The sequence below is a fragment of the Rhodococcus jostii NBRC 16295 genome (genome assembly GCF_001894825.1).
GTDB classification, from domain to species: Bacteria; Actinomycetota; Actinomycetes; order Mycobacteriales; family Mycobacteriaceae; genus Rhodococcus_F; species Rhodococcus_F jostii.
In genome coordinates this window covers 14,615-39,629 of record NZ_BCWY01000033.1, presented here as the reverse complement: position 1 = coordinate 39,629, position 25,015 = coordinate 14,615, and the positions used below count along the sequence as shown (strand labels likewise).

Sequence of the window (25,015 nt, the reverse complement as noted above, 5' to 3'; positions counted from 1 at the left end):
ATCACCGCTCCACACGAGGGGCAGTGTGAGCGATACGTCACGATAATCTCTGCACACCCCTCAGACAGGAGCCGAGCAGCAATGGACGACAACGTCACGGGCCCGTCGGGTTTCGGCACGTCAGGCCCGGACAATCGTGGCTCGGACGGCCGAGCTCACGCGGCCGATAGCGCGTCGGTTCGACGTGTCCGTAAACGCCGGACACACCAACCGCAGGTGCGGGCACATCGCCTGCGGCGCCGCCTGATCATCGGCGGCTCGGTGGCCGTGGTGGTCGTCGTAGCCTTCGGTGCGTGGCTCGGCTATACCGCCCGCGAGGCGCAGGCGAACCTCGAAGAGGCACGCGGTCACGCGCAACTCGCCAAGGACGCCTTGCTCGACGGGAACACCGCCGATGCCCAGCGGTCAGCCTCCGACGCCGACAAGTACGCGTCGCGCGCCTACGACAACACTCACTCGATCCCGTGGAGCATCACAGCGGCTGTTCCCGTCCTCGGCAGCCCGTTGGCAACTTCTCAGCAGATATCCGAGGTCGTGCGGGGGCTCACACACGACGTTCTGACGCCAGCCGTGGACGCCGGCAGCACGCTGGCCCCGGATCAGCTGATCGAGAGCGGTGGCCGCGTCAACGTGCAGTCGCTACGGGATGCCGTCCCGGTCCTGGATCAGACATCGGTTGCCGCGCAATCGCTGTCGGAACAGGCACAGCATGTCGACGAGGCCGCCTATCTCGGTGTGGTGAACGAGGCGCGCACGGCGTTGCAGGATCAGACGGCAGAGCTGTCGAAGCTGCTGAGCAACACGGCGATCGCCGCCAAGGTGGTGCCGGCGATGCTCGGCGGGGACGGGCCGCGAAACTACTTCCTCGGATTCCAGACGAACGCCGAAGCGCGTGGAACCGGTGGCCTGCTGGGTGGATTCGGTATCGTCCGCGCCAACGACGGCGGAGCGAAGGTGGACACACTCGGCGCCAACTCGGAGCTGTCGCTGGCCAAGCAACCCCTCGACCTCGGACCCGAGTACGACGCACGGTACGGCCTCAGCCGGCCCACGACCGACTTCCGGAACAGCAACCTGAGTTCGCATTTCCCGTATGCCGCACAGATCTGGCGTTCCCTGTGGGCGCAGGAATCCGGCGAAGAGGTGGATGGAGTGGTCGCGACCGATCCCGTCGCCCTCAGCTATGTGCTCGGCGCCATCGGCCCGGTCACAATGCCCGACGGCGAGGTCATCACCAAGGACAACGTTGTCGAGCTCACCGAATCGACCGCGTATGTGCGGTTCGCCGACGACAACAACGCCCGCAAGCAGTACTTGCAGACCGTCGCCGCGCGAGTGGTCGACAAGATGACCGGCAAGCTGTCATCCCCCCAGGCCCTGCTCGATGCACTGGGCAAGGCCGCCGGAGAGGGTCGGATCGCAGTGTGGAGCGCGGACCCCGCACTCCAGCAGGTGCTTTCGACGACGAAGGTCGGCAATGTGGTTCCGGACGACGCGGCGCCGTACGCGGGTGTGGTGGTGAACAATCAGGGCGGAAACAAGCTCGACTACTACCTGACGCGCGAGATCGAGTATGTGGCTGACACGTGTGTCGGCGACACCCGCTCCTCGACGGTCACGGTGCGCCTGACCAACAACACCCCTGCAGGCGAGTTCCCCGATTACGTTGCGGGGATGTTCGAGAACATCGGCAATTCACCGAAGGGCACCAACGCCGTCGACCTGTCGTTGCTCGCCACTCGAGGCGCGACACTCGACAAGGTGACGATCAACGGCACCCAGCAATTCGTCTTCACCGGAAGCGAACTCGACCACCCCGTGTTCAACGTGCGAGCGATGATCCCTCGCGGCAAGACGACGGAGATCACGTACCAGCTCACCGAACCCACCGCTCCGGGTGAGGCCCGGGTTCCGGTGCAGCCGTTGGTGGATTCGCCGAACGTCACGGTGGACGTACCGAACTGCGGTAGCTGATCCGTTCGAGGTACCGCCGCTACTGCGGGTCGGCGTCGGGCGGCGGTATCCGAATGGTGTTCTCCGTTTCGACGGACTGCACTCCGGGAACGGATTCGAGGACGGTGCGGTCCTCGTCTCCGACAGCACCGGAGATGATTCCGATCGTGCCCAGTATCTGATCGACGCGCATGCCGCGTTGCCGCAGCGCCGCGCCGACCGCCTCGATGTTGTCGAGGTGGTCGGCGTCGACGGTGACGGTGATGCCGATCATGCCGGTGCCTGGATCATTCCCGATCCGACGTCGAGGGAGGGCAGCATGAGTCTGCGGGCCTGCTGGGTGAGGACGGCCCACAGTTCTGTTCCCGTGCGCCCGGTTGCCTCGCACCACAACGCCGCGATGCCGGCAACGTGCGGGGCGGCCACGCTCGTCCCGCTCTTCGAGCCGTACCGCGTCGGCAAGGGAACGGTGGAGAACACGCCCACCCCGGGACCTGCCACGTCGATCTGACCACCGATCACCGGGTTGCTGCGGGCCGAGAAGTTGCCCAGCCCGAGCGTCGAGTCGAGCGCGGCGACGGCCATGATCGACGGACTGTTCGCGGGCGGGCCGACAAATCCCATCTTCCCTGCCGCCCGGTTCGCGTTGTTTCCCGCTGCCGCGACGATCAACGCCCCCGACGCCAGTGCCCGACTGCCCACCGTCTCGTACGCAACGGACACGGCTTCCACGTTCGCGCCGAGCGACATCGAGATCACCTGGCAGCCGTTCGCGATCGCCCATTCGATCCCGGCGAGAATTCCTCGGTCGGGTCCACGCCCCTGGTCGGACAGCACCTTGCCGACGAAGATGTCCGCCTTGTGGGCCACGCCGTAGCGCCGAGTGCCGCTCGGGGTCTTGGGACCGCACGCGGTTCCGACACAGTGGGTGCCGTGCCCGTGCCCGTCCTGCGGGCCGGCGCCCGGCACGAACGACTGGGCGGTCACGGTGCGGCCCTCGAAATCGGGGTGTGTCAGATCCAAACCGGTGTCGAGGACGGCGACCTTGACGCCGAAGCCACCGCACGCTGATGCGGCGACGTTGGTGGCGTGCAGCCCCCACGTGAACTCCGACGTATCGGCGAAACTCGTCAGTTCGGCCTGCACCCGAGGGTCCGTGCCGATCGAAAGTGCGTAGTGCATCAACTCCGGCTCGATGGAGAGCACGGCGCCGTCCTCTGCCGCGGCCGAGGCCTGCAGCGTCGCCAGTTGGTCGGGGTCGGCGGTCACCACCGCGATCCCCAATTCGTCGAACACAACGGCGTCGGCTGCCCGCGTCTCCGACAGGTCTACCGCGCTTGCTTCGAACTCGGTGCTGCTTGCCACGTCGGACAGTCCGGCAACGTCGCGGAGAGTCTGCGCGCCGTCCCTTCGGTTGCCTTCCGTGAACACGACGACGTGGCTGCCCGTGACTTCGGGCTCGGAGGGGGCGGCGAGCGTGTTGTCGCCGTCGTTGTCGCCGTAAGAATTTCCGTGTGATATCACGATGTCGTCCTTGATTGAGTTGGATCATTCGAGTGAAGTGGTGCGCACCGTGTCCGGCACCAGGGCACCGGACACGGTGCAGTCGGACGGGGTTCGACCGCCGGCCGACGTTCAGAGGAGGGCGACCACCGCCCCGACGACGCCGAGGGCTTTGCTGATGTTGTCGACGAGCGGGGTGATATCGAGGTTCGCTGCCGCCGACCACCGCCACCTGTAGCCCTGCGCGTTGAAGATGGGCCAGGCATTCCGCAGCGCCGGATTGGTTCCACTCCGATTCCAGTCGAAGTCACGGGACCCCGGCTCGAATGTGCCGTGCACTCGGCCCTTCGCCGGCATCACGAACGACGGGTGGCCCGAACCGGTGGTGAGGACCCACGCGACCGACACGGTGTAGCTGGTGGCGCCCGAAACGTGCAGGTGCCCACTGTAGTTGTAGCTTCCGTCGGGGAACACCACCATCTGCGTCCATCCGCCGACGGGAACTCCGCCGCCGAACACGATGCGACCGGTGCCTCCGATTCGGGTGAAACCCTGAACTTCCGCCGTCGGCGACAGGGGATCATCCGGGGCGGTCAGCGTGTCCCAGTCGATGCTGTCCAGTTCGGCCCCTTCACTTTCCGCCTTGTCCCTGGCGGCGTCGGGATCCGGCAGTGCGGCGGGCGCGAAGAGGTCGGCACCCGTGATGATCGGTCCCGCACCCGGTCGGGCGGCGGTACTCGCGCCGTCATCGGACAGCTCCCCGACGTCCACGTATTGATCGGTGGCGTCGTGGGAATCGTTGATTACTGACATGGCTGTTCCTTTCGAGAGGGCGGCGACCGGAGGGTGACTGTCGGAGCCACCGGAGCGGTGGTCGTTGAACGTCTTCAACGGTCCGGCACGCGGTCCCGAATTCCGCGAGTGGCGTCCTACCCGACTTTTCCCGGGACCGAAGTGACGGGCAGAGTAGTTCGGTTCATGCGGCCGCGGAGGCGCCGTGGTACCAGTCGACGACGACGGACCGCACCCCGACCGACGCGATCATCGCCCGGACGGGACCTTCGAGGCACAGTTGACTGTCGATGTGCTGCTCGGTGGTGCAACCACAGAGTGCCGGCGCGGCCGACAGCCCGATCAGGATTTCCGGTGACGACTCGCACCGGCTGCCCTCGATGAGCAGTGTCTCCTCGTCGACACAGCGGACGGCGACGTCGTGGCAGTCGGTGACGTCGCCGACGATCAGGGCGAGGTACTCGACGTCGGTGTCGTCGTCGCGGGTGGCGATCAATCGTGCCGTGTTGGCCCCGAGCGGTACGAGTTCGTCCAACAGCAGGACTGCGGATTCGGATCTGCCGAATTCGACCCGCCTCGCCGTCCAACTGAAGAAGGGCTCCTCCGGCCGCGCGGTCATGACTTTCTCCTGTAGTTCGTCGCAATAACTTTCCGCGATACCCATTCAGCGTGGCCGAGAATGTGGCTAGTCTCGCGAGTACCGCTCTACGCGACCGCATCAGGCACGCGTCGACTCGACGACGAAACCGAACTCGCGTCCGCCTCCGACGGCGCAACCCGTCGATACTTCTGGAGTATCACGACCGAAAGCGACCTCACGGCTGTATTACGCTGATTCGCTGCACAACTCGTGCCCGATACTCGGCGCGCTACTGTTTCCTGCGCTGCGGGAATCTAGAATCAACCTATGGGTCCCACGTGGCCTCTGATTCAGCGACAAGTCGAGTTCGACGCGATCACCGCGTCGCTCACGGCTCGGTCCGGGGGATGCGGTGTCGTCCTCACGGGCGATCCCGGCGTCGGCAAGACCACCCTCGCCCGATTCGCCACCGAGGCACTGCCCGGCGACGTGAAATGGGTGGCGGGCACCGAATCGGCGCGGAGCATCCCACTCGGTGTTTTCGCCCATCTGGTCGGAGCGTCCACCTCACGAGATCCCGTCGCCTTCCTGTCCGCCGCGCGGCAGGCCCTCCTCGACAACGGCCACAGCCGCGACCTGGTGGTAGGCGTGGACGACGCCCACCTCCTCGATCAGCTGTCGGCGACGTTCCTTCACCAGCTTGCCCTCGACCGGGCGGTGCATATCGTCGCCACCGTCCGCAACGGTGAAGCCGTACCCGATGCGATCACCTCGCTGTGGAAGGACGGTCACCTCCTGCGGCTCGAACTGGCCCCGTTCAGCCGGGACCAGAGCATCGAGTTGATCGAGTCCGTGCTGGACGGCCCCTTGGAGGGGCTGAGCGCCGACATGATCTGGGAAGCGTCCGGCGGGAACGCGCTGTTCGTCCGGCATCTGGTCGAGGGTGCGCTGGAAGCGGGGACGCTGCGCCGGTCCGGGGGCGTCTGGCAGTTGCGGGGGCGCGCCGCGATCACGTCCGAACTCGCGTCGCTACTGGAGCACCGGATCGATCAGATTCCGATCGACGTCTTGCAGGCGTTGCAGCTGCTCACGTTCTGCGAGCCGCTCGATCTGGACGTCCTCGGGCAGCTGGCGGGCGAGGACTCGGTGGAGGAGGCCGAGCGACGCGGGCTCGTCCGAATCGTCGAGGACGGCCACCGGCTCGACGTCCGCTACACCCATCCCCTGTTCGGTGAAGTGATCCGGCGACGGGTGGGGCGCGCCGCCGGCCGGAGACTGCGAGGGCAGCTCGTGGAGGCCTTGAGCAGCCGGGCCGTGGTCGGCCCCGCGAATCGGATTCGACTGGCCGAGTTGGCCCTCGACAGCGACCGGTCCGTCAACTCCGAGCTGCTGGTCACTGCGGCCGAGGATGCGATCGGTCTGGCGAATGTGCCACTGGGAGAACGACTCGCCCGTGCCGCATTCGACGAGACCCACGGATTCGAGGCAGCAGACCTCCTCGCCCGGGCGCTGCTGTGGCAGGGCCACGCAACGGAGGCGGAATCGCTGTTGCTCTCCTTTGCGCCGGACAGTTTGGATCAGGTGCAGCTGGTGCGGTGGGGCACGTCGCGGATCGCGAACCTTTTCTGGGCGAGTGGCGAGTCGGAGAAAGCCGACGAGGTTCTTGCAGTTCTCCGCGAGAGGGTCACTCACCCCAGCCTCGTACCGATCATCGAGGGAATCGGTTCGGTGTGCGCGGTATTCGAGAACCGGCCCGAGGAGGCGGCAGCGGCGGCGACGGCGATTCTCGCTGCCGATCGGGTACTGCCGTGGGCGGTCGAGTGGGCCTTCTTCGGCGGCGGGCTGTCCCTTGCACTGATGGGACGGGGAGGGCGGGTGCCGGAACTGGCGGCGCGCAGCGCTGCGGTGGCCGATCAGATCGACGGGCTGCTGCGCTTCCCGGCCGGACACGGCGAGATCCTCGCGTTGACCCTGACCGGACGTTTCGACGCAGCACAGCGGCGTGCCGACGAGTATCTGTCTTTGGCGTCGAGCGGCCGATACGTTGCGTGGGGGCTGGCGAACATCCTGGTCGGAACCGTGGAACTTGCCCGCGGTCGGTTCACCGACGCCGCGCAGCGCCTCGAGCAGGCGATCGCCGCCCTCGATGTGGGCGATACCGCCGACGCCATCTCGTGGAGCTTCCCCGCCTACATCGCCCTCGGCCAGGCGTATGCGGCGCTCGGTCGCGTTCACGAGGCCGAGCACATCATTACTCAGGCCCAGGCCCGGAACGGCCGGCACGTCGCCGTGTTCGGCCCCCAACTCGAGTTATCGAAGGCCTGGCTCGCGGCAGCGCGGGGTGAGACTTCGCGTGCGGTCGATCTGGCGCGATCGGCGGCCAATTCCGCCTGCACCGCCGGACAGTTCGGTGTCGAGGCGGTGGCGCTCCACCTCGCCACCCGGTTCGGTGACACGTCGGCGGCCTCGCGGCTTGCCGAGTTGACGACGGTGTGCGATGGCGACCTCGTGGCGGTAGCCGCCCGGCAGGCCGCGGCAGTCGAAGAGGGCGACGGTTGCGGTGTGGCGTCGGCGGCGGCGGAGTTCGAGCGGATCGGCGCCTTGCCCGATGCTGCCGACGGCTATGCTTGGGCGGCAATCGCCTTCACTCGTGCAGGAGACAGACGACGTTCGATCGAGTGCGCTGCGGCGGCGGAGGCGTTGTCGGCTCGATGCGACCACATGTCGTCTCCCGCTCTGGTGGAGGCTGCCCATCCACTCCCCCTGACGAGTCGAGAGCGGGAGGTGGGGTCGATGGTGGCGGCGGGTTTGTCGAATCGGCAGATCGCTGATCGGTTGGTCGTGTCGGTGCGGACGGTGGAGGGTCACGTCTACCGGGCGTGTATGAAACTTGATGTCGCTGATCGCAATGGACTTGCGGAGTCGATGGGGACGACGGTTCGCTGACACCGGCAATCCCGCCACGACGGCATGCCGGTGCGGCGACAGGAACCCGTCCTGCCGCCGAGTCGGCGTCGTGTGTGGTGTTGTGTCCCGCCGTGGTCAGGCCGCTCCGGGCCGGCCCCGGTTGTGGGCCGGGATCGGCTTCCGCTCCCAATCGACCTGCCTGGGCGGAATGAACATGGGATACCGATCGGCCCCCATCTCTATCTCCCAGTCACTGTGATGGAGCAGCCGGTGGTGGAACCCGCACAGCAGCACCAGATTGCCCATATCGGTCGGACCACTCTTGGACCAATGGACGATGTGGTGGCCCTCGCACCACGACGGCGGCGCACCGCACCCCGGGAACGCACACCCCCGATCCCTCGCCACCAACGCCTTTCGCTGCCGCTTGGTGACGGTTCGGGTCGACACACCGAGATCGAGCGGCGACCCGTTCCCGTCGAGCACGATCGGCGTCACGATCGAATCGCAGATCAGGAGCCGAGCCGCGGTGATGCTCAGCGGCCCCATCCATTCCGTCCACGCCACCCCATCGACGGCAAAAAGGCCCTCGTCTGTTGCGGGGGCACCGTGCGGTTCCCGCGCACCGCAGTCGCCGTGGTCGACCAGATCCTTGACGTTGACATGCAGCGAGACGTGCGGCCGTTCCCCGCCTTCCTCACCGGCGACCCCCGAATCGAGGTAACGCCGGAGGAGTTCGGTGAACCTGTCGGCCCGCCGCTGCCCCGGGGTGCGCTCGTCCTTCGTTCCATCCTGCGCCGGCCGCGGCTTCGACAGCCCGGACAGCGCCGAGAGCAGCATCTCACCGGTCACCGCATCCAGGTCACCCTTCACCGCGACCCGCCCGTTCAGTGTCTTCGAGGCATGGAACTCGTTGCGTTCGGTGTCTTCACTCGGCGGCGGATCATCGGATTCGAAGACGCGCTCCAGTCGCGCGATCACCGCACGCACCGCATCGGTGTTCGCGGTCGGACCGGTCGCCGCGAGCAGCAACGCCCTCCGGCAGTCGTCCAACGCCTCGTCCGGCATGCCCGTCGGTGGCCGCTCACAGAACTTCATGACCAGCGCAGCGTGCTCCGCCGAAATGTTGGTGTGAAAGAATTGATCCGCGATCTCCGGCTGGAACCGCAAACCCCGGCCCAGCATCACGATTCGCCCCGCCGCACCCACCTCGAGCAACGTCTTCGACGCCAGCCACATCTTGGCGTTCGGAAACCCCAGCACATCGACGTGGCAGCGATGGTCCACCGCACCGACCAGCTTGACGCGCAAGGCTTCGAGCCGCTGGATCTCCTCCGACACCCGCACCACCGAGTCGAGCAATTCCGCCTCGGCCAGACGCCACGCATCACCGACCGCAGTCGCCAGAATCTCGTCCGGCAACGCCCCCTGGATATCCTCCCCGATTCCCATGTTCGAATCTTAGATCGAACATACATTCGAGTCAATAGCCTGCGAAAACTCGCCCACCTGAACGCACACCGAGCAACAATGACGACATGACAACTGCCGGCGTCGTCCGTAGCTGGGGCATCGAGGAGATGTGGGGCATCATCGATTCCGACGAGACGCCGGGTGGATGCTGGACGCTGTTCCACAGTGTGGCGGTCGAGGGCTTCCCCGCGCTTCGCGAGGGCCAGCAGGTGGAGTTCGAGTGGGGCACACTCGATAGCCCCATGCATGGGTGCGATTTCTACACGATTCGAGCGTGGCCCGCGGGCAGCGAACCATACATCGCACCGCCGTCGGACAGCCCGTTCTCGTCCAGAGTGTGGATCACCTTTCCCGACGGCACGGCGCGGGAGCTCACCGATGCGGACTTCCCTCCCGTGCCGCCTCGGATACACGCCGACCGAATTACCGGAATCGTGCGCACGTGGAGCGACGAAGAGGGCTGGGGTGTGATCGATTCCGGCGCCACCCCTGGTGGAGCGTGGACTCACTTCAGCAACGTCGCCGGCCCGGGCTTTCGTTCGCTCACGCCGGGAGAGCAGGTGACATTCGAACCCGAGACGATGGTCGGCGGAACGCAGGACGGATACCACTACCGCGCATTGAATGTTCGGAAGGTGGAGTAGAACTGCCCGCCGCTTGCTGTCATCTCGAGTGTCGAGAACTCAGCAGCGCCCCTGGAAGAAAGCCTTGACGAACCCCACCGTCTGGTACAGGTAGATGTACTCCCAGTGGGCGACTCTGAAGTCGTAGTCCCGTGGGACGGGCCGCATCACGATGTCGCCATCGAAGCACCGCGAGAAGATGTACCGCGCACGCGGCAGGTGGTACCGCCAGCTGATCACCATGACGCTGTTCCACCCGTGTTGCGCCGCGAGGTCGCGGGTGAACAGTGCCTCTCCTCGTGTCGTACTCGGTTGCGGCGGGACGCAGGTGACGGTGAACCGCTGATCCTGGATGGCGCAGAACTCCGCCATCTTGCGGTCGCCCCTCCAGTACGGGTGCGACAGCACGACGTTCGCGGAGACACCCTGCCGCGCAAGCTCGATGCCGTATTCCTCGCGACCGTCATGCTCACCACCGAGCACGATGACGGCATCGACAGGCCGCATCGGATCGACTCGCGATTTGGTGTAGGCGAAGTGGCCCACCACCCCCAGGCCGGCGATGCCGACAGCGGCAGCGCCGAATGCACTTACTGCAAGGACCGTCAGACGCTGCACCGACCCCAGGGTAGACGGCATCACTTCGCGTCGCTGGACGAGGCAGTTCGTCTGCTGCCCACAACCCGCTACGGCCTGCCAAGTCCCCGATATATCCAGCCGGCGTCGCGCCACTGCTGCGGATCGAGGCAGTTGCGTCCGTCGATGAGGACCTTCTTGCGGACGACGGCGTCAAGATCTGCGGGCTGAAGCTTCTGGAACTCGGGCCATTCGGTCAGCACCAGAACGACGTCGGCCCCTTCGCAGGCGTCCAGCGCGGTGTCCGAGTATCCGAGCGTGGGGAACAACGCCCGCGAGTTGTCCATGGCCTTGGGGTCGTACACGTTGACCGCGGCACCCTGTAGCTGAATCTGGCCGGCAACATTCAGGGCGGGCGAATCACGCACATCGTCGGAGTCCGGTTTGAATGCTGCACCCAGCACCGCGACCCTCGCGCCCAGCAGCGAACCGCATGCTTCGCGCGCGAGTTCGACCATTCGGGTTCGGCGCCGCATATTGATGTTGTCGACTTCGCGTAGGAAGGTGAGCGCCTGGTCTGCACCCAGCTCACCTGCCCGCGCCATGAACGCCCTGATGTCCTTCGGAAGGCAACCGCCGCCGAAGCCGAGACCGGCGTTCAGGAACCGGCGGCCAATGCGAGCGTCATGGCCGATTGCGTCCGCCAACACCGTGACATCGGCGCCGGAGGCTTCACACACTTCAGCAATCGCGTTGATAAACGAAATCTTGGTCGCGAGAAACGCATTCGCAGAGGCCTTCACCAGTTCGGCAGTTGCAAGATCAGAAACCAGGAACGGGATGCCCTCGTCCAGAAGCTGCGCGTACACCTCGCGTGCGACCCCCTCAGCCCGTCCGGGACGATCGCGGTCTACTCCGAGGACCAGACGATCCGGGTGCAAGGTGTCTTGAACGGCGAAACCTTCGCGCAGGAACTCGGGATTCCAAGCTACCTCGACGGCATCTCCGGCCGGCGACAGTTCACGTGCACGCGCGCCCAGCCGTTCAGCAGTTCCGACGGGGACCGTCGACTTACCGAAGATTACGGCCGGACCGGTGAGAAGTGGTGCCAGCGTCTCGATGACCGCATCGACGAACTTCAGGTCGGCAGCGAACTCCCCCTTCTTCTGCGGGGTGCCGACGCCGAGAAAGTGTATGTCGGCAAACTCGGCCGCTTCCTCGTAGGAGGACGTGAAGCGAAGGCGTCCTGCAGCGATGTTCCGCCTCAGGACCTCTTCGAGACCCGGCTCATAGAAGGGCACCTCACCAGCCTCGAGCTTGGCAAGCTTAGCCGCGTCGACATCGACGCCGAGTACTTCATGTCCCAGTTCAGCCATGCAGGCGGCATGGGTGGCCCCCAGATAGCCGGTGCCGAACACTGCTATGCGTTTTGTCATTTCGAGTTACCTATCAAAGACAGCGGACACGCCGGGTTCGATCGTCATCTAGGTGCGGACGGAATTCACATGCTCGCGATACCACTGAACCGTCGACGCAATTCCATCCCGGAGGCCGATCGTGGGCTCCCATCCGGACTGACGCAGTTTAGTGACGTCGAGGAGCTTGCGTGGTGTGCCATCAGGCTTCGTGGTGTCCCACTCGATCCGGCCGTCGTAGCCAACCGCTTCAGCAACGATCCCCGCGATTTCTCTAATCGTGGAATCTTCTCCCGTGCCAACATTGACCTGGTCCGAGCCGTCATAATTCTCGAGCAGATGAAGGCAGGCCGACGCCATGTCATCCACATGCAAGAATTCGCGTCTCGGAGACCCGGTCCCCCAATTTGTCACCGACTCGGCGCCGCGGCGACGTGCCTCATCGAACCGTCGAATGAGGGCCGGCAGCACGTGCGATCCCTGTGGGGAGAAGTTGTCTCCAGGGCCGTAGAGGTTTGTCGGCATGGCGGAAATCCACGGGAGCCCGTACTGCCGCCTGACCGCCTGAATCTGCAGGATCCCCGCAATCTTCGCGATGGCGTAGGCATCGTTCGTGGACTCCAGATGACCAGTGAGGAGGTACTCCTCCTTGATCGGCTGTGGAGCAAGCTTCGGGTAGATGCACGACGACCCCAGGAACAGCAGTCGTTCGACCCCGTGCTCCAGCGCCGAGTCCAACACGTTCACCTGGATGCGCAGGTTCTCAGACAGAAAGTCCACCGGGTAACTGCTGTTCGCCAGGATCCCGCCAACCTTCGCAGCCGCCAGCACGACATACCGCGGCTTTGCTTCCGCGAAGAACGCGGAAACCGCGGCCCGGTCGCGCAGGTCCAACTCGCGCGACGATCGCCCGATCAACCGGCCGAATCCAGCAGCTTCAAGTTTTCGCCAGATGGCCGAACCAACCAGCCCGCGGTGTCCCGCAACAAAGAACGGAGCTGCCCGGTCGAGAGACGCAGGCGTTTGGGGAATCACAGGATCTCCCAGTCCGGGTGGGACGGCGAATCGATCCAGGGCCGGCCCTCGTGCTCGAGCGCCTTGATGTCGGCATCGACCATGATCTTCGCCAGTTCGGGTGTATGCACCGCGGCCTTCCAGCCCAGCTTCTCTTCCGCCTTGCTTGCGTCGCCAATCAGCGCATCCACTTCGGTGGGCCGGAGGTAACGCTCATCGAACCGGACGTGCTTCTCCCAGTCCAAACCGGCGTGCTCGAATGCCACTGTGAGGAAGTCACGCACGGAGTATCGGCCACCCGTCGCCAGGCAGTAGTCGTCAGGCTCCTCGGCCTGCAGCATCCGCCACATTCCTTCGACGTACTCCGGTGCGTAGCCCCAGTCGCGGATCGCGTCGAGGTTACCCATGTAGAGGTTCTCCTCGATCCCAGCCCTAATCCGCGCGACGGCGCGAGTGATCTTTCGAGTCACGAACGTCTCACCGCGACGGGGAGACTCGTGGTTGAACAAGATACCGTTGACAGCGAAGATGCCGTACGCCTCGCGATAGTTCTTTGTGACCCAGTACGAGTAGACCTTGGCCGCACCGTACGGCGACCGTGGGTAGAACGGCGTCTCCTCATTCTGTGGCGGCGGGGTCGCACCGAACATCTCAGAACTCGATGCCTGGTAGAACTTGCAGTCCAAACCGGCGAGGCGGACGGCCTCCAAAAGACGCACCGAGCCAACGCCGGTCGTGTTGCCCGTGTGTTCAGGCTCGTCGAAACTCACACGCACGTGAGACTGCGCGGCAAGGTTGTACACCTCGTCAGGACGAATCTGTGCGAGCAACGTAACCAAACGCGCCCCATCGCTTAGGTCTCCGTAGTGAAGAAATAACTTGGCCTCCGGATCATGGGGGTCGACGTATAGGTGCTCGATCCGGGCCGTGTTGAATGTCGACGACCGACGAATCAGACCATGGACCTCATACCCCTTCGCCAGAAGGAGTTCCGCCAGGTATGAGCCATCCTGACCGGTAATTCCCGTAATTAATGCACGCTTCATGTTGACTCAGCCTCACTTTAACCTCGATAAAGAACATTCTGACCAAACCCGATCAGTCCAAATAGACTGCTACCGGCTCAATTTCCGGTAGATTCAACCACCCCTACGATGTCCGCCCCAAGCGCAGAATCTGTGGAACTATCTTCGGTCCGGACCTTTCCGAAACGGCTTCACGACATGCCGTTGATTCGCAAACCCGACCTGCGATGACCGCATCCGCGATAACGAACGGATCCCGAGATCTAACCACGACACCGTTTTCGTGATTGTTCACAAGATGATCCGGGTCTGATTCGTACGTGCCCACTATAGGAAGCCCGGAAGCACCCGCCTCAACCAGTACGGTAGGCGAACCCTCATAGTGTGACGTGATCAGGAGAACGGTCTGGCGAGCCATCTCATCCAAGACCTGTGCACGCGGTATTGATCCGGTGAACACGCAATACTCCGAAAGACCGCGCAGGCGAATATCTGCCTCCATTTCGGACTGCATTGATCCACTGCCGACAAACGTCATTCGTACATCTACTCCACGCTCCACCAGGCATGCTAACGTGGCTACAGCCAACAATGGGTCTTTCTGACTCTCAAAGCGGCCGACCCAACATAAGTACAAAACGTCACACGAATCTTGTGAAACGCGAGTCGCAACCAGTGAAGGGTCGTACCAGGTCGTTGCCACGAACAGGTCGCTGCGAATCTCCCTCAATCGACCACTATCGGACTTGTTAAATAGCACTACCGCTGACGCATTACGCAGCGCTCGCAACTCGAGCCATCGATAGGCAGAGGAAAGTCTTTTCCACAACGAATCCGACTCTGCACCCAACAGCCCTTTCGAATCGTTATGAATAAACTGAACATACTCAGCCCGAAGCAATCCCCGCAGAACGACACCAATCTCAACACGATGCGCATGAGCGCGAACACGCGGAATCCTGTTGCGAAACCGAACCAAACCAAACGTCAGACGCACCGAGTCCGGCACCCGCGAGACCAGCCAATGCGTCGACCGACCCTTTGACACCGCCAGGAACAGCACACTCCTACCCTCGACCTCAATACACGTCCACTGTCCCACTCGAATTGCCGAAGAGGATGTAGAGCCTATAATTCCAATCCGCTCAGAGGCTGAGTACTTGATCAGACCTCGAATCACAGTGTCGATGCCGTTCGGGGCCACGGTAAACGGATCAACCTGATCGACCATCAGTAAATCGATACCGTTACTCATTTCGGCACCTGACCATCGACGTTCGCCCCACGCAGACCACCTCTACGTGTTCGAATCTTGCAAACTAAACTCGTAATTCGGTCACGAACCAAGGCAACCTCAGCGTGGAATAGAAATCTCACATTCCCGAAGAAATATCTCTTCCATAAGCGTCGTGGTTCACAGCACAGCCGATACAACCATTCGAATCCACTATCCTGGATCAATTTGGGCGCTTCCGCCACCGTCCCGGCACCGAAGTCAAACGCGGCGCCAACACCAACTGAGTCGATTCCAGTAAGCGTCGATATTCGAAGCGCCGCAAAATCTTGCTTGGGCGTTCCCATAGCGACCCACACAATGTCGGGCTGACTCGCCCGAATCAACTCTGCCGCTTTGGTGAAGAAACCATCATCGAGTGGCGCAAACGGCGGCGCCCAAGTTCCGGATATTGCAAGTCCGGGATACTTACTCTTGAGCCGATCCGCCAAAAGCGCGATCGTCTCTTCGGTCGCGCCCAACAGGAAATGCCTTGTCCCGAACTCACGACCGCGATCGAGGCACTCATAGAAGAAGCTGGGACCTCGGTGCCGATCGACCACGAGCTCTGGCGCACGCCTGTTGGACCGCATCATGTACCAGACGACTGGTAGACCGTCGGGCAAATTGAATCCGCCGCTGAGCATCACACGCCTGTAGGCTACGTCCTTCGTTGCGGACGCGACACTATATGCATTCGCCAAGCGAATCGCTCGACCCTTGACCTGAATATCCCTCGACGACTCTAAGAAGTAGGAAATCGACGTAGCGAAAGGGCTGGCAACAAACGGGACGCCAGCGACGGAAAACGTCTCAGACCAGGGACTAATGCTATCGTTCGGCATTCCGGCGCCCCTCACAACCGAAAGCAGCCATCCAGCCATCCGCACAACTTCTACTCACAATACTGGCTTTCTCTTGATATACTTCGCCAACGCCGCCCGAATCGACCACCAAAACCCCTCAGCGAACGAAAACGCCCTATCCGCAATTCTATTTGACAAGAGCAGGCATCCGTTTTCCCGCCGGATTGCGTGGTACCTCTTGGCGCGCTCAAACATCGTTCCTTTCGAGTGCGCACCTCCCGACAGAAACTTTGATAAGTACTGGTCAAACACTTTTGGCTCGCACTGTCCCGCTAATCGGACAATTAATTCTTGATCAGACGACGTTCCAAACTCCTCACGAAATCCACCCAAGTTTCGCAAGACGTCAAGGCTCGCATACGTCGACTGATGTGGGACATATTTCAGGCCGAACTCGATATTTCTACGCCTAAACGGATCGTGCATGTAGCGCTCGATAAAGTTCCCGAATTTATCGACATATTCGACACCTCCATACGCCCACGACCACTCCTCGGCATCCCAGCTTTCCGCAACCACACGAAGGGTATGCGAATCGTAAAATTTGTCGCCGCCATTCATAAACACCACGATCTGGCCAGAAACTCGCGTTAGCGAGCGATTCATAGCGTCGAATATCCCGTTATCTGGCTCGCTAATGAATGTGACCCTCTGATCTAAAGCATAATTCGCCGCCCACATCTGCGTGCCATCGACAGATGCTCCATCTACTATAATGTGCTCGTACTGCGCATAGCTCTGCTCGCGAACGCTCTGACACGTCGCAATCAAACCATCGATGTTGTTCCAAACTACAGTCACAATAGATATCGTCACTGGTCTATCCCGAGGTCGAGATGACATATACCTACACCGCCCTGCGCCCGGCCACGGATTCCAATACTGCAAGCAATGCAGCACCACTGGAATCCCGCCCAAATCTCTTCAACCACGCCTCTACACCCACGATCTCGATCTTCGATGCTTTTCGAACGGCCTTGGCAAAAGAGTCCGCACTTCTCGACAGGGCGAACTCACCCGTTAGTCCAGGAATTACGGCATCCGCGGAACCCAGCGCCTGAGATGACACGACGGCCGGCACACCGACGGCGGCCGCCTCCACGAGCACGTTGCCGAACCCCTCAGCACGCGACGGAAGAAGAACAACGGAATTCTGTGGGACATGGCGATACCAGTCCTCTATCCACCCGTGAACAACTGCGTCGACACCACTAAAGGACGCGTCTTCCATGATTTGTGAACGAAGCGGCCCGTCTCCGAAATAGTGAACCGTCACGTCGCAACCATCTCGCTGAAGGATTTCAGCCACTCTCAACGCGACCGCTGGCTCCTTTTGGTCTACGAGTCGACCAGGAAGAATTATGTTGATTGGGCGCACCTCGCCACTATCATGAACTTCGCTGTATACCCCGGGGGTTTTTTCGTACGGGCCGTCTGACTCAATCTTGGCGGTAGCGGGATTTGGTACCACCGCAATCCTCGACGAGTCAATTCGGTAAAGTGCGCCAGCTTCTGCAGCAACTGGATGTGAAATCGCGACGAAAGCGTCACAGAATGGATATAGGAATTTCGACAGTATTCTGGTCGTGACAACCTTCGTGCCGTGCACTTCCGGATAAGGAACTTCCACATTTCGACCACTAATTACAACGCCCACACCGGTCCGAGAAGATCTGGCAGCTAGAATTGCCATCAGATTATAGTATGGAAGCAACGAGACGACGATATCGACATTTTCCCGACGTAGCAAATTCCGCAACGACCTCGCATGCGATATTAAACCGCTACCTGTCAGATGGACCACATCTACGTTTGGAATTTTAGGATCGGTATCCTTCGGGTGCGTGACAGCAAGTGACACTGAGTGGCCGCTTCGCGCGAGCCACGCAGCCCACTCCCTGGCCACGAACTCAGCACCCCCGCCGCTCAGGCTAGGAATAGCGACACAGATTCGCAGAGATGTACCCGTCATTGTCTTCCCGCAGTTCTTGAGTAATTCGGATGGATGCCGTCGGAGCCTCTGGAGGAAATCACTCTCGCAGGAACTCCGCCAACGGTCACGTCTGCCGCGACGTCTCGGTTTACCACCGCGTTTGCACCGATGGCCACGTTATCCCCAACTACAATCGCGCCGTATATCACAGCACCAGGACCGATATATACGTTGTCACCTATACGCGGCGCACCAAGGCTAGAACTTCCGATGTTCGTTCCCGAATGCACACGGCAGTTGCGCCCGACGATCGCGTCTGAATTGACGACGACGCTTCCGGGGTGTGCAACAGCGAGACCAGGACCGAATACCCCTGGTGGAATCGATATTCCGGTATGCAAGGTCACCCTAAAGAGGATCAGCCGTTTCACCGACCACACTAGTCGAGCGATTAACGATGTCTTGTTCGACCAGTACTCAACACTCCGAAGCGCGCGCTGAAACCTAATTTCCGGCCGGGTTACCCAATATATTGGACGCCAGCGTTCGATACCATGCGCCTCGAGGTCTTGCTTATTGTATTCCGAAAGAATAGCTCGGCTATTAATCGCCGTCTTTCGCCGGCTTCGGCTATTCGCCATGAGATTCCCTCATTCGTAGATTGGCAAAGACAATACAGGGAACTACCTGGAATACAACGCATGAAAAGCAGGTGGAAACTATTGGTCCCGTGACTCCGATTTCCCCAGCAAGGAGAATTCCTAAAGGAAATGACACCGCCGCCATCAGTATGGCCGATACCGCCTGAAACCTTAACCCAGTCACGTCCGTCAAATACATTCCTGCTGGCATGTGAAGACCTTGCGCGATAAGCAAAGCCGCAAAGGAAAGAAATACCGCACGGGAAACCTGGACCGTACCATTGGTGGCAATACTTGAAATTATCGGACCGATAGCCACAAGGCCTGCTGCGCCCAATCCGGCGATGCACGAACTGGCGACAAGTGATCGCCTAAACAGCATGGGCAGCTGTTGCGAACCACGATTTGCTGCAAAGTCACCCCATAGAGATCGTCCACCAAGTTGCACAACGGAGAGCGCAGGCAAGAATACGAGTGCGCAGGCTGAGTACACTGCGACATCTGACAGTTCAGCATTCCACGACAAAATTATTCGGTCTGCTTGAAATGTGAACGGCAGCGCTAGCGAGATCGTCAGCATGGGTAGAGCCGTCGCCCAGACCGAGACCCGAGTACCGCGAGTATTTCCACTCGCCACCGAGACGATTCTCTTCGCTTCACGAACACGAGGATCGCCCGATCCGCGCACCAGACATACCCAGTTCGTAATCACGATTCCTACCAAAGCTGCAGGCAGCACGACTGTATACGATGCGCCAATTCCGGAAAGCACGCAGATCAGGACGAGTGTAACAACAGAAGTCATTCCCTGAATCGCCACGGCTTCGCTATTGCGGCGAAATCCCAGCAATAAACGAGCACCCAGGGAAGCTGGGATGGACAGACAATAGATCGCTATTGCAACCGCGACACTCCAGCCTATTGCTGACGAGTCAGGCAAATTAAGCACGGCGGTCCATCCTAGGCCAAGTTGGACGACAACTGCGGCAACAGATCCGAGACTTGCCACCGACCAAAGAACTCGCCGGCATTTCCGTAGAATGAGAGCAAATGCGATGGCGTCCTGCGGGAGTTTAGCGGCAGCGTTAGTCACCGCCGCGCCGATACCCAGATCGGACAGTGGGAGTAGAAACGGCAGCGAAGCCACCAAAGTAAATATCGCGTAATTTTCGACGCTGTAATTGGTGGTAATTATTCGCGTAGTTAGAATAACTGCAAGCCCGCTTACAGGGAGCACGAGGAAACGAACTCCAGCTGACTTCACGAGACGTCGCACTGTCCCATTGACGTCCGACTTCTGCGGACGTAAATAGCCCTCGCCCAATGCCCGTTGGCTTAGCATCGGACGGTCTTCCAGTAGTCGGTGACAGATCCGTAGTCATCTATAAGAATAGCGTTTTCGGTAACACGCCGCACGCTAGTCGCACGCGCGATCACTACCGCGTGGGCGAAGATTTTCTTTCGTGCATCTTTGGCACGCAAGCCTGGAGAAACGATCGGCATCTCGAATGGCCGAAGAGCCGGGCGTCCTGTGTGTATAGAGAGTCGGATCTTAATCATGGTGTCACCGCCCGCCCCGTTGTGTCCGCATTCTTTTCACGCTTCATGACCACTGCGAGTAGGAACAGTGTTATTCCAACACTAAGGTGAGTTCGATTGGTGATCGGAGAGAAGAACGCGTCCCATGTTGTTAGTGCGCACATGTAAAGCAGGAGGACAGGTACGGTCCCCCTCCCCTGTGCAAACCGAAGGGCCGCTCTGCCGTTCTGAACAAGCAGGAACACCCAGAATGGCAAAGCAAAGATGCCGGCATACAGTGCGCTACTCATTGCGGAACTATGTGCGCGATATCCGACGTTGGTGGAAGCAGAACTCGTAAGGTAGGACCGATCCGTAGCTGTCAGCGGCGCTACGTGGCTATCGACAAACTCAAGCGCCCCGGATCTTTGCTCCCTTGAGAGCGCGCCGTACGAGCCGATGCCAAGAACAGGATTCTGCGAAACCAAGTATGCGATCTGAGGAAATTCTTTTCGAGTGGCGAGCACATAATTGGCCCCCTCCTTGTCGTACACCGCTTGCTGTTGACTAGCGCGCACACCCAAAATTCCTGAAGAAGCAGCCGCCGGGTATGCAGAGTACAGTGAAAATCCAACGATCAAGAGCGAGCCGATTGTACGCGTCGTGCGCCTTTCTTGCTTCGATCGCGAGTCATGCACGAAGCACAGACTTATTGCACAGACAAGAAATAGCGCGAGTTGAATTCGGCTATCGAAGAGGTAGGACGTTACAGCAAGGGCAAGTAGCAAACCGACGATGGTGGCGCGGGACATCTTTCTGTTGTAGGCGATGGATAGCACCAGAATCGTCACGGGCGTCGAGAGTCCGTATTTCCACGGGTTCGAGCTCGATAAGATATTCCCAGAGATGATCTCAAGAATCATCCAGCCAGCACCCACTGCCACAAGTAGTGCGGACACGGAAATGGCGCGTTGACTGTGCAGCCAAAGCAAACCCGTAGCGAGAAGAGCTGTCACAGGTGCGACATACATCAGGCTGCTGAAGTGGTATTGCTTATGAACAAGATCACTGACTACCTGTGCCGCACTCCATAACAGCGCGACTAACCATAACCTGCGCAGGAAGATTTCCCTGTTCAGGAGCGAAAGAAGTGCGGGCCAGAGCATTATCGCCATTAGTACGTCGGCAGCGAGCACGCCTCCACCTCCGGCGACCGGAATCGCGACCGCGAACACCAGAGCAAATAGCCACGGAAGTGGATCTCGTCGATTAGAGCGGAATGCGGCTGCGGATGAGGCCACGAGGATCGTAGATGTCATAGCCAGTACTCCCGACCGCGCTGATCAGGAAGCTTGCCTCGCAGTCGGCTATAGACAGCGCGGGTACGCGAGATCCCCCGGACGCCCATCCACTCCGCGACTGCCTCGGCTTCAGGCCGTCTTGCCCGGCGAAGTCGGACCCATTCATCACCCAGATACTGATCTAGCGGACGAGTCGAGGCTGTGGCGAACGGCCCACGGTGCTCCTCGACAAATCTTTGTGCGTCGAGGTGTTTGCGTTCATCGGCTGATTTCGTGACCTGATTGGCAGCGCCTTCGTGGTAGCGCCCCCACGGCTCATCTACCGCAAGGTGTTGATGTGACATGTGGTAGGTGAACCACAAGTGAAACTCCGCGGAATAGTATCCATTGTCTTTGGCGAGCCATTCTTCCACAACCGACCGCCGTACAGCACCGACCATGTCAACCGGAGACCGCACTCCGCGGGCGTAATCGACCGGCGTCAGCAGGCGTGATCCGCCCCCAACTCGCACTCTCAGTCCATCGGGAAATACGTAGAGCCCCGATACACCCGACGCATTCGGCTCTAGGTCAAGAAAGTGAGCAGCCCGATCGAGCGCCCATGGAAAGACCTCGTTGTCGCTGTCTAGCCTGAAGAGAAATTCGCCTTTCATCTCCTTGAAACCGACGATTCTCGCTGCCGCGGGACCCACGTTGTTTTTCGTCTTTAGATACCGGAATCTGTCGTCATACTCGGCGACAATTGTTTCAATCGGCATGCTCGATGCATCATCCACCACCAGGCACTCGTAATCCTGCATCGACTGCTTGACGAGGCTGTCGAGGGCTCTCCTCAACTCGGTAGTTCGGTTATAGACGGGCATCACCACCGTCGCAATTGGGGTCAAGACAGAACGCTCCCTCTGCTAGAATGACAATGGCTTATATAGTGCATTTCCGCATTACTATTCTGAAGGGTGCCGCAATGCATCGGCTAACTTTCGGGCGAAATATTCCTTTCCCTTGTCATTAAGAGAAGGCAATCCTTCCACGCTCATGACATAGTCGGGTAAATTCTCAACCCGGATCCATCCTTCTGTCAGTGGACTGATATAGACCACTCCCGAATCCGCAGCGGCACTGCGCAGTGTGTAATCCAGCGTTAATAGACTTGAGAACATTTCTTCAGTTGCCGGAGCTGGCCCGATCAAGGCGATCTGCGCGGCAGGGAACCTAGTGTGCACCGCGTCTACTAGCGAAGCGAAGGAGTAGTATACGTTTCTGGACGGTTCCATGACGTCATGGATTCCCCCGCCGAGAAGCACCAAATCCGGGGCGATTTTTGAATCTTCGACGAGAAATCGACTCTCGAAGTTTCCACGATTGTCTATCCCAGGGTCGTGAAACCCGGCTGAGCCAAAGCCGTACGCCTTTGATTGAACACCCAGCTGCTGTGCGACTATGTTCATGAACCCTTCAACGGAGGGCGTGCTGGCTTGTTCTTCGAACCACGAATCACCCATGAAAAGAATGCTTTTGACGGAGCCAAGATCAACGGTCTTCGCAGGCGAAATTACCTTCGTTGGTATCGGCGAGCCGGGGTGCACTTCACGGACCACTGCTGTCCGTGTTGTCGAAAGCCAATACATCCCGATCCCCGCGCCAACGCATACAATGATGAATACCCAGAACCCGACGTTCCGCAAGTCGCGCGTTGTGTCAGGTGATCGTAGAAATTTCCCGATCATATCGCTAATCCCCTACGCCCTGGCCATTGCGTGAATCTCGAATGGGCCTGCTATTTCGAATTTGATTCTTATCGACCGATCACCGGTTCCCAGCCCCATGTCCATCCCAGCGACCTTGAGATCGATAGGCACCGAACCGGCAAGTAAATCCGATTTCATGGGTGGACCAGGTACTGCAGAGCATCAACGGTCTGGCAACTTTGGCACACCCTGAAGCCGACCGACTTCGGACGATCCGATCGCATCACTGTCGCTTCAGTACGCACCTTCACCTGCGATCACCGCCCTCACGGTCTTGCCAATGATGAGGAGATCCCCCATCATCGACCAGTTCTCCACGTACGAGAGGTCCAGCCGCACAGTCTCTTCCCACGACAGATCGGACCGCCCACTCACCTGCCACAGTCCCGTAACGCCGGGCTTCACAAGCAGCCGGCGCCGAACCGTGCCGTCGTAGGCTTCGACTTCGCGGCGCAGCGGCGGTCGAGGACCGACCACACTCATCTCGCGACGCAGGACGTTGATGAACTGGGGCAGCTCGTCGATGCTGAACTTGCGCATGAAGCGGCCGACCTTCGTCACCCGTGGGTCTTCACGCATCTTGAACAGCACGCCGGCGCCCTCGTTCGCCTTCATCAGCGAGGCCACCTGCTTGTCGGCGTCCACCACCATGCTGCGGAACTTGAGCATCGGGAACGGCCTGCCGTCCAAGCCCATCCGCTCCGACTTGTAGAAGACGGGACCTCTACTAGTCAGCTTGATTGCGATTGCGACCGCCAACAAGACCGGGCTGATCATGATTAGCGCAAGTGTCGCGAACACGAAGTCGAAGGACAGCTTCGAGAACCGCTGTGCACCGTGGTACTGCGGCTTCTCCACATGGATCAGCGGAAGGCCGGCAACGGGTCGCATTGAGAGCCGAGGGCCCGAGACATCCATCATCCCAGGGGCGACCACGAGGTCGACATGGTGGGGCTCTAGCGCCCACGCCAGGTCCCGCATTCCGTCGTGACCGAGGTGCTCGGTTGCCGTAACAGCCACTGTGTCGGCCTGGCAGAACTCCAGCGACTCAACCACGTCCTGCTCATCCCCGAGCACTGGGATCTCCCGCCCGTTCACAGTGATCTTGTCGCCGTGCGTACCGGTATGCCCTGGGATGCAGACGCCGACAACCCGGTAACCGTCAGCGGTGCCGCGGGCGAACGATTCGGCGAGATTCCGCACCGAACGTTCCCCACCGACAACCAGGACGGACGTCTGAAACTCTCCGCGCGAACGCTTGCGCGTGATCACCTGGCGCCACACCCAGCGGTTCACCATCAGGGCAATCAAGCCCACCGGGAACGCGATTGCCAAGTAGAGGCGTGCCAGGTCGAGCCTGAAAAGGAGCGCCAGGATCGCAATGAATCCGAAGAGACGCACAGTCGATACGAATATCCGGCGGTACTCGTCGGGTCCGCTACCGATGACCCGGATCGTGCGGGTCCGGAAAATCACCAACGTCACCAGCCACGCGACAACGAGCAGAGCCGACACCAGCGTGTAGCTCAGACTATGGATTGCTTCGCCTGTCGTCAGAACACCACTGTCGCCGAATCGAATCCACTGGGCCAGCGCGACAGCAGCGATCACCACCAGGGTGTCGGAGATGAGCAGTCGTCGGATGTACGCCGCCTGCCACTCTCGACGACTCCCGAGTCGTCCCGTCTCCGAAGAGACCGTTGTCGCGCCCGGCGCACCCGATGCAGGGCCGAGCGGAACATCGAATGCGGTCACATTCGTTGCCTTCCACCTGAGAACCAATAAGCCGGCAAGCGCTCTTGTCTTGCGACTGTTGGCGGTGACTGACAACCGCCCCCCTGTTTTGCTGCCGGGATGATGATCGCACCTTCAAC

Annotated in this window: 22 protein-coding genes; 3 read left to right on the top strand and 19 right to left on the bottom strand. The window is 60.8% G+C overall.

The features are described 5' to 3' along the window. The first annotated feature begins 81 nt into the window (after positions 1-81). Positions 82-1,974: a DUF4012 domain-containing protein gene (locus RJ1_RS21695; protein ID WP_073363820.1), complete on the top strand. Its 1,893-nt coding sequence runs from the start codon at positions 82-84 to the stop codon at positions 1,972-1,974. Between the two features lie 19 nt (positions 1,975-1,993). Here RJ1_RS21695 and RJ1_RS21690 read toward each other — a convergent pair whose 3' ends face one another. From RJ1_RS21690 to RJ1_RS21675, 4 genes are all read right to left on the bottom strand, one after another. Beyond that, a complete protein-coding gene (locus tag RJ1_RS21690; RefSeq protein ID WP_073363818.1) occupies positions 1,994-2,227 on the bottom strand; it encodes a hypothetical protein in 234 nt (77 codons plus the stop codon). Beyond that, the gene (locus RJ1_RS21685; protein WP_073363816.1) at positions 2,224-3,477 is read right to left on the bottom strand and encodes a S8 family serine peptidase; all 1,254 of its coding nucleotides are present in this window, start codon (positions 3,475-3,477) and stop codon (positions 2,224-2,226) included. Before RJ1_RS21685 ends, RJ1_RS21690 begins: the two co-directional genes overlap by 4 nt. Before the next feature lie 111 nt (positions 3,478-3,588). Next, positions 3,589-4,269 (bottom strand): hypothetical protein, encoded by a 681-nt coding sequence (locus RJ1_RS21680; protein ID WP_073363814.1) that lies wholly within the window; start codon positions 4,267-4,269, stop codon positions 3,589-3,591. 163 nt (positions 4,270-4,432) lie between these two features. Further along, positions 4,433-4,867, bottom strand: coding sequence for a hypothetical protein (locus RJ1_RS21675; RefSeq protein WP_073363813.1), 435 nt, complete (start codon positions 4,865-4,867; stop codon positions 4,433-4,435). 288 nt (positions 4,868-5,155) lie between these two features. Between RJ1_RS21675 and RJ1_RS21670 the strand changes: the two genes are divergently transcribed. Beyond that, the gene (locus tag RJ1_RS21670; protein ID WP_073363811.1) at positions 5,156-7,774 is read left to right on the top strand and encodes a helix-turn-helix transcriptional regulator; all 2,619 of its coding nucleotides are present in this window, start codon (positions 5,156-5,158) and stop codon (positions 7,772-7,774) included. A gap of 96 nt (positions 7,775-7,870) precedes the next feature. Here RJ1_RS21670 and RJ1_RS21665 read toward each other — a convergent pair whose 3' ends face one another. Continuing rightward, complete coding sequence (locus RJ1_RS21665; RefSeq protein ID WP_073363809.1) at positions 7,871-9,187, bottom strand: HNH endonuclease signature motif containing protein; 1,317 nt, start codon at positions 9,185-9,187, stop codon at positions 7,871-7,873. 86 nt (positions 9,188-9,273) lie between these two features. On the opposite strand from RJ1_RS21665, the gene RJ1_RS21660 reads away from it, so the two are divergent. Then, complete coding sequence (locus RJ1_RS21660) at positions 9,274-9,852, top strand: cold-shock protein (protein ID WP_073363807.1); 579 nt, start codon at positions 9,274-9,276, stop codon at positions 9,850-9,852. 39 nt (positions 9,853-9,891) lie between these two features. Here RJ1_RS21660 and RJ1_RS21655 read toward each other — a convergent pair whose 3' ends face one another. The 14 genes from RJ1_RS21655 to RJ1_RS21605 all read right to left on the bottom strand — a co-directional run bounded on the left by RJ1_RS21655 (position 9,892) and on the right by RJ1_RS21605 (position 24,896). After that, a complete protein-coding gene (locus RJ1_RS21655; protein ID WP_073363878.1) occupies positions 9,892-10,449 on the bottom strand; it encodes a YdcF family protein in 558 nt (185 codons plus the stop codon). Positions 10,450-10,517: 68 nt separating this feature from the next. Beyond that, entirely contained in the window at positions 10,518-11,843 is a 1,326-nt protein-coding gene (locus tag RJ1_RS21650; RefSeq protein ID WP_073363805.1) for a UDP-glucose dehydrogenase family protein, read from the bottom strand. 48 nt (positions 11,844-11,891) lie between these two features. Further along, positions 11,892-12,857, bottom strand: a complete 966-nt coding sequence (locus RJ1_RS21645) for a GDP-L-fucose synthase family protein (RefSeq protein WP_240319937.1) — start codon at positions 12,855-12,857, stop codon at positions 11,892-11,894. After that, positions 12,854-13,882: a GDP-mannose 4,6-dehydratase gene (gmd, locus tag RJ1_RS21640; protein WP_073363801.1), complete on the bottom strand. Its 1,029-nt coding sequence runs from the start codon at positions 13,880-13,882 to the stop codon at positions 12,854-12,856. The genes RJ1_RS21645 and gmd overlap by 4 nt, the downstream gene beginning before the upstream one ends. Before the next feature lie 103 nt (positions 13,883-13,985). Then, a complete protein-coding gene (locus RJ1_RS21635) occupies positions 13,986-15,116 on the bottom strand; it encodes a glycosyltransferase family 4 protein (protein ID WP_073363799.1) in 1,131 nt (376 codons plus the stop codon). Next, positions 15,113-15,979 (bottom strand): WecB/TagA/CpsF family glycosyltransferase, encoded by an 867-nt coding sequence (locus tag RJ1_RS21630; RefSeq protein WP_073363798.1) that lies wholly within the window; start codon positions 15,977-15,979, stop codon positions 15,113-15,115. Before RJ1_RS21630 ends, RJ1_RS21635 begins: the two co-directional genes overlap by 4 nt. 54 nt (positions 15,980-16,033) lie before the next feature. Further along, positions 16,034-16,801 (bottom strand): glycosyltransferase family 2 protein, encoded by a 768-nt coding sequence (locus RJ1_RS21625; protein WP_162850371.1) that lies wholly within the window; start codon positions 16,799-16,801, stop codon positions 16,034-16,036. Positions 16,802-16,847: 46 nt separating this feature from the next. Further along, complete coding sequence (locus RJ1_RS21620; protein ID WP_073363794.1) at positions 16,848-17,972, bottom strand: glycosyltransferase; 1,125 nt, start codon at positions 17,970-17,972, stop codon at positions 16,848-16,850. Continuing rightward, positions 17,969-18,574 carry a serine O-acetyltransferase gene (locus tag RJ1_RS48870; protein ID WP_369691055.1) on the bottom strand — a complete coding sequence of 202 codons (606 nt, stop codon included), beginning with the start codon at positions 18,572-18,574 and terminating at the stop codon, positions 17,969-17,971. The genes RJ1_RS21620 and RJ1_RS48870 overlap by 4 nt, the downstream gene beginning before the upstream one ends. Continuing rightward, a complete protein-coding gene (locus RJ1_RS46005; RefSeq protein WP_143048948.1) occupies positions 18,564-19,838 on the bottom strand; it encodes a lipopolysaccharide biosynthesis protein in 1,275 nt (424 codons plus the stop codon). Before RJ1_RS46005 ends, RJ1_RS48870 begins: the two co-directional genes overlap by 11 nt. A 292-nt stretch (positions 19,839-20,130) precedes the next feature. After that, complete coding sequence (locus RJ1_RS46000) at positions 20,131-21,411, bottom strand: hypothetical protein (protein ID WP_143048947.1); 1,281 nt, start codon at positions 21,409-21,411, stop codon at positions 20,131-20,133. Continuing rightward, positions 21,408-22,280 (bottom strand): glycosyltransferase family A protein, encoded by an 873-nt coding sequence (locus RJ1_RS21610; protein WP_143048946.1) that lies wholly within the window; start codon positions 22,278-22,280, stop codon positions 21,408-21,410. The genes RJ1_RS46000 and RJ1_RS21610 overlap by 4 nt, the downstream gene beginning before the upstream one ends. Before the next feature lie 57 nt (positions 22,281-22,337). Continuing rightward, on the bottom strand, positions 22,338-22,895 hold the full coding sequence (locus tag RJ1_RS45995) for an SGNH/GDSL hydrolase family protein (RefSeq protein ID WP_143048945.1): 558 nt from the start codon (positions 22,893-22,895) through the stop codon (positions 22,338-22,340). 480 nt (positions 22,896-23,375) lie between these two features. Continuing rightward, a complete protein-coding gene (locus RJ1_RS21605) occupies positions 23,376-24,896 on the bottom strand; it encodes a sugar transferase (RefSeq protein WP_073363790.1) in 1,521 nt (506 codons plus the stop codon). Positions 24,897-25,015 lie beyond the last annotated feature (119 nt).

Excerpts from the sequence above, each read along its gene's own strand:
- RJ1_RS21665 (WP_073363809.1), bottom strand. The coding sequence starts at position 9,187 with ATGGGAATCGGGGAGGATATCCAGGGGGCGTTGCCGGACGAGATTCTG.
- gmd (WP_073363801.1), bottom strand. The coding sequence starts at position 13,882 with ATGAAGCGTGCATTAATTACGGGAATTACCGGTCAGGATGGCTCATAC.
- RJ1_RS21650 (WP_073363805.1), bottom strand. The coding sequence starts at position 11,843 with ATGACAAAACGCATAGCAGTGTTCGGCACCGGCTATCTGGGGGCCACC.
- RJ1_RS21690 (WP_073363818.1), bottom strand. The coding sequence starts at position 2,227 with ATGATCGGCATCACCGTCACCGTCGACGCCGACCACCTCGACAACATC.
- RJ1_RS21660 (WP_073363807.1), top strand. The coding sequence starts at position 9,274 with ATGACAACTGCCGGCGTCGTCCGTAGCTGGGGCATCGAGGAGATGTGG.
- RJ1_RS21635 (WP_073363799.1), bottom strand. The coding sequence starts at position 15,116 with ATGAGTAACGGTATCGATTTACTGATGGTCGATCAGGTTGATCCGTTT.
- RJ1_RS21670 (WP_073363811.1), top strand. The coding sequence starts at position 5,156 with ATGGGTCCCACGTGGCCTCTGATTCAGCGACAAGTCGAGTTCGACGCG.
- RJ1_RS21680 (WP_073363814.1), bottom strand. The coding sequence starts at position 4,269 with ATGTCAGTAATCAACGATTCCCACGACGCCACCGATCAATACGTGGAC.
- RJ1_RS21695 (WP_073363820.1), top strand. The coding sequence starts at position 82 with ATGGACGACAACGTCACGGGCCCGTCGGGTTTCGGCACGTCAGGCCCG.
- RJ1_RS45995 (WP_143048945.1), bottom strand. The coding sequence starts at position 22,895 with ATGGGTGATTCGTGGTTCGAAGAACAAGCCAGCACGCCCTCCGTTGAA.
- RJ1_RS21630 (WP_073363798.1), bottom strand. The coding sequence starts at position 15,979 with ATGCCGAACGATAGCATTAGTCCCTGGTCTGAGACGTTTTCCGTCGCT.
- RJ1_RS46000 (WP_143048947.1), bottom strand. The coding sequence starts at position 21,411 with ATGACATCTACGATCCTCGTGGCCTCATCCGCAGCCGCATTCCGCTCT.
- RJ1_RS21675 (WP_073363813.1), bottom strand. The coding sequence starts at position 4,867 with ATGACCGCGCGGCCGGAGGAGCCCTTCTTCAGTTGGACGGCGAGGCGG.
- RJ1_RS48870 (WP_369691055.1), bottom strand. The coding sequence starts at position 18,574 with ATGGCGAATAGCCGAAGCCGGCGAAAGACGGCGATTAATAGCCGAGCT.
- RJ1_RS21620 (WP_073363794.1), bottom strand. The coding sequence starts at position 17,972 with ATGACGGGTACATCTCTGCGAATCTGTGTCGCTATTCCTAGCCTGAGC.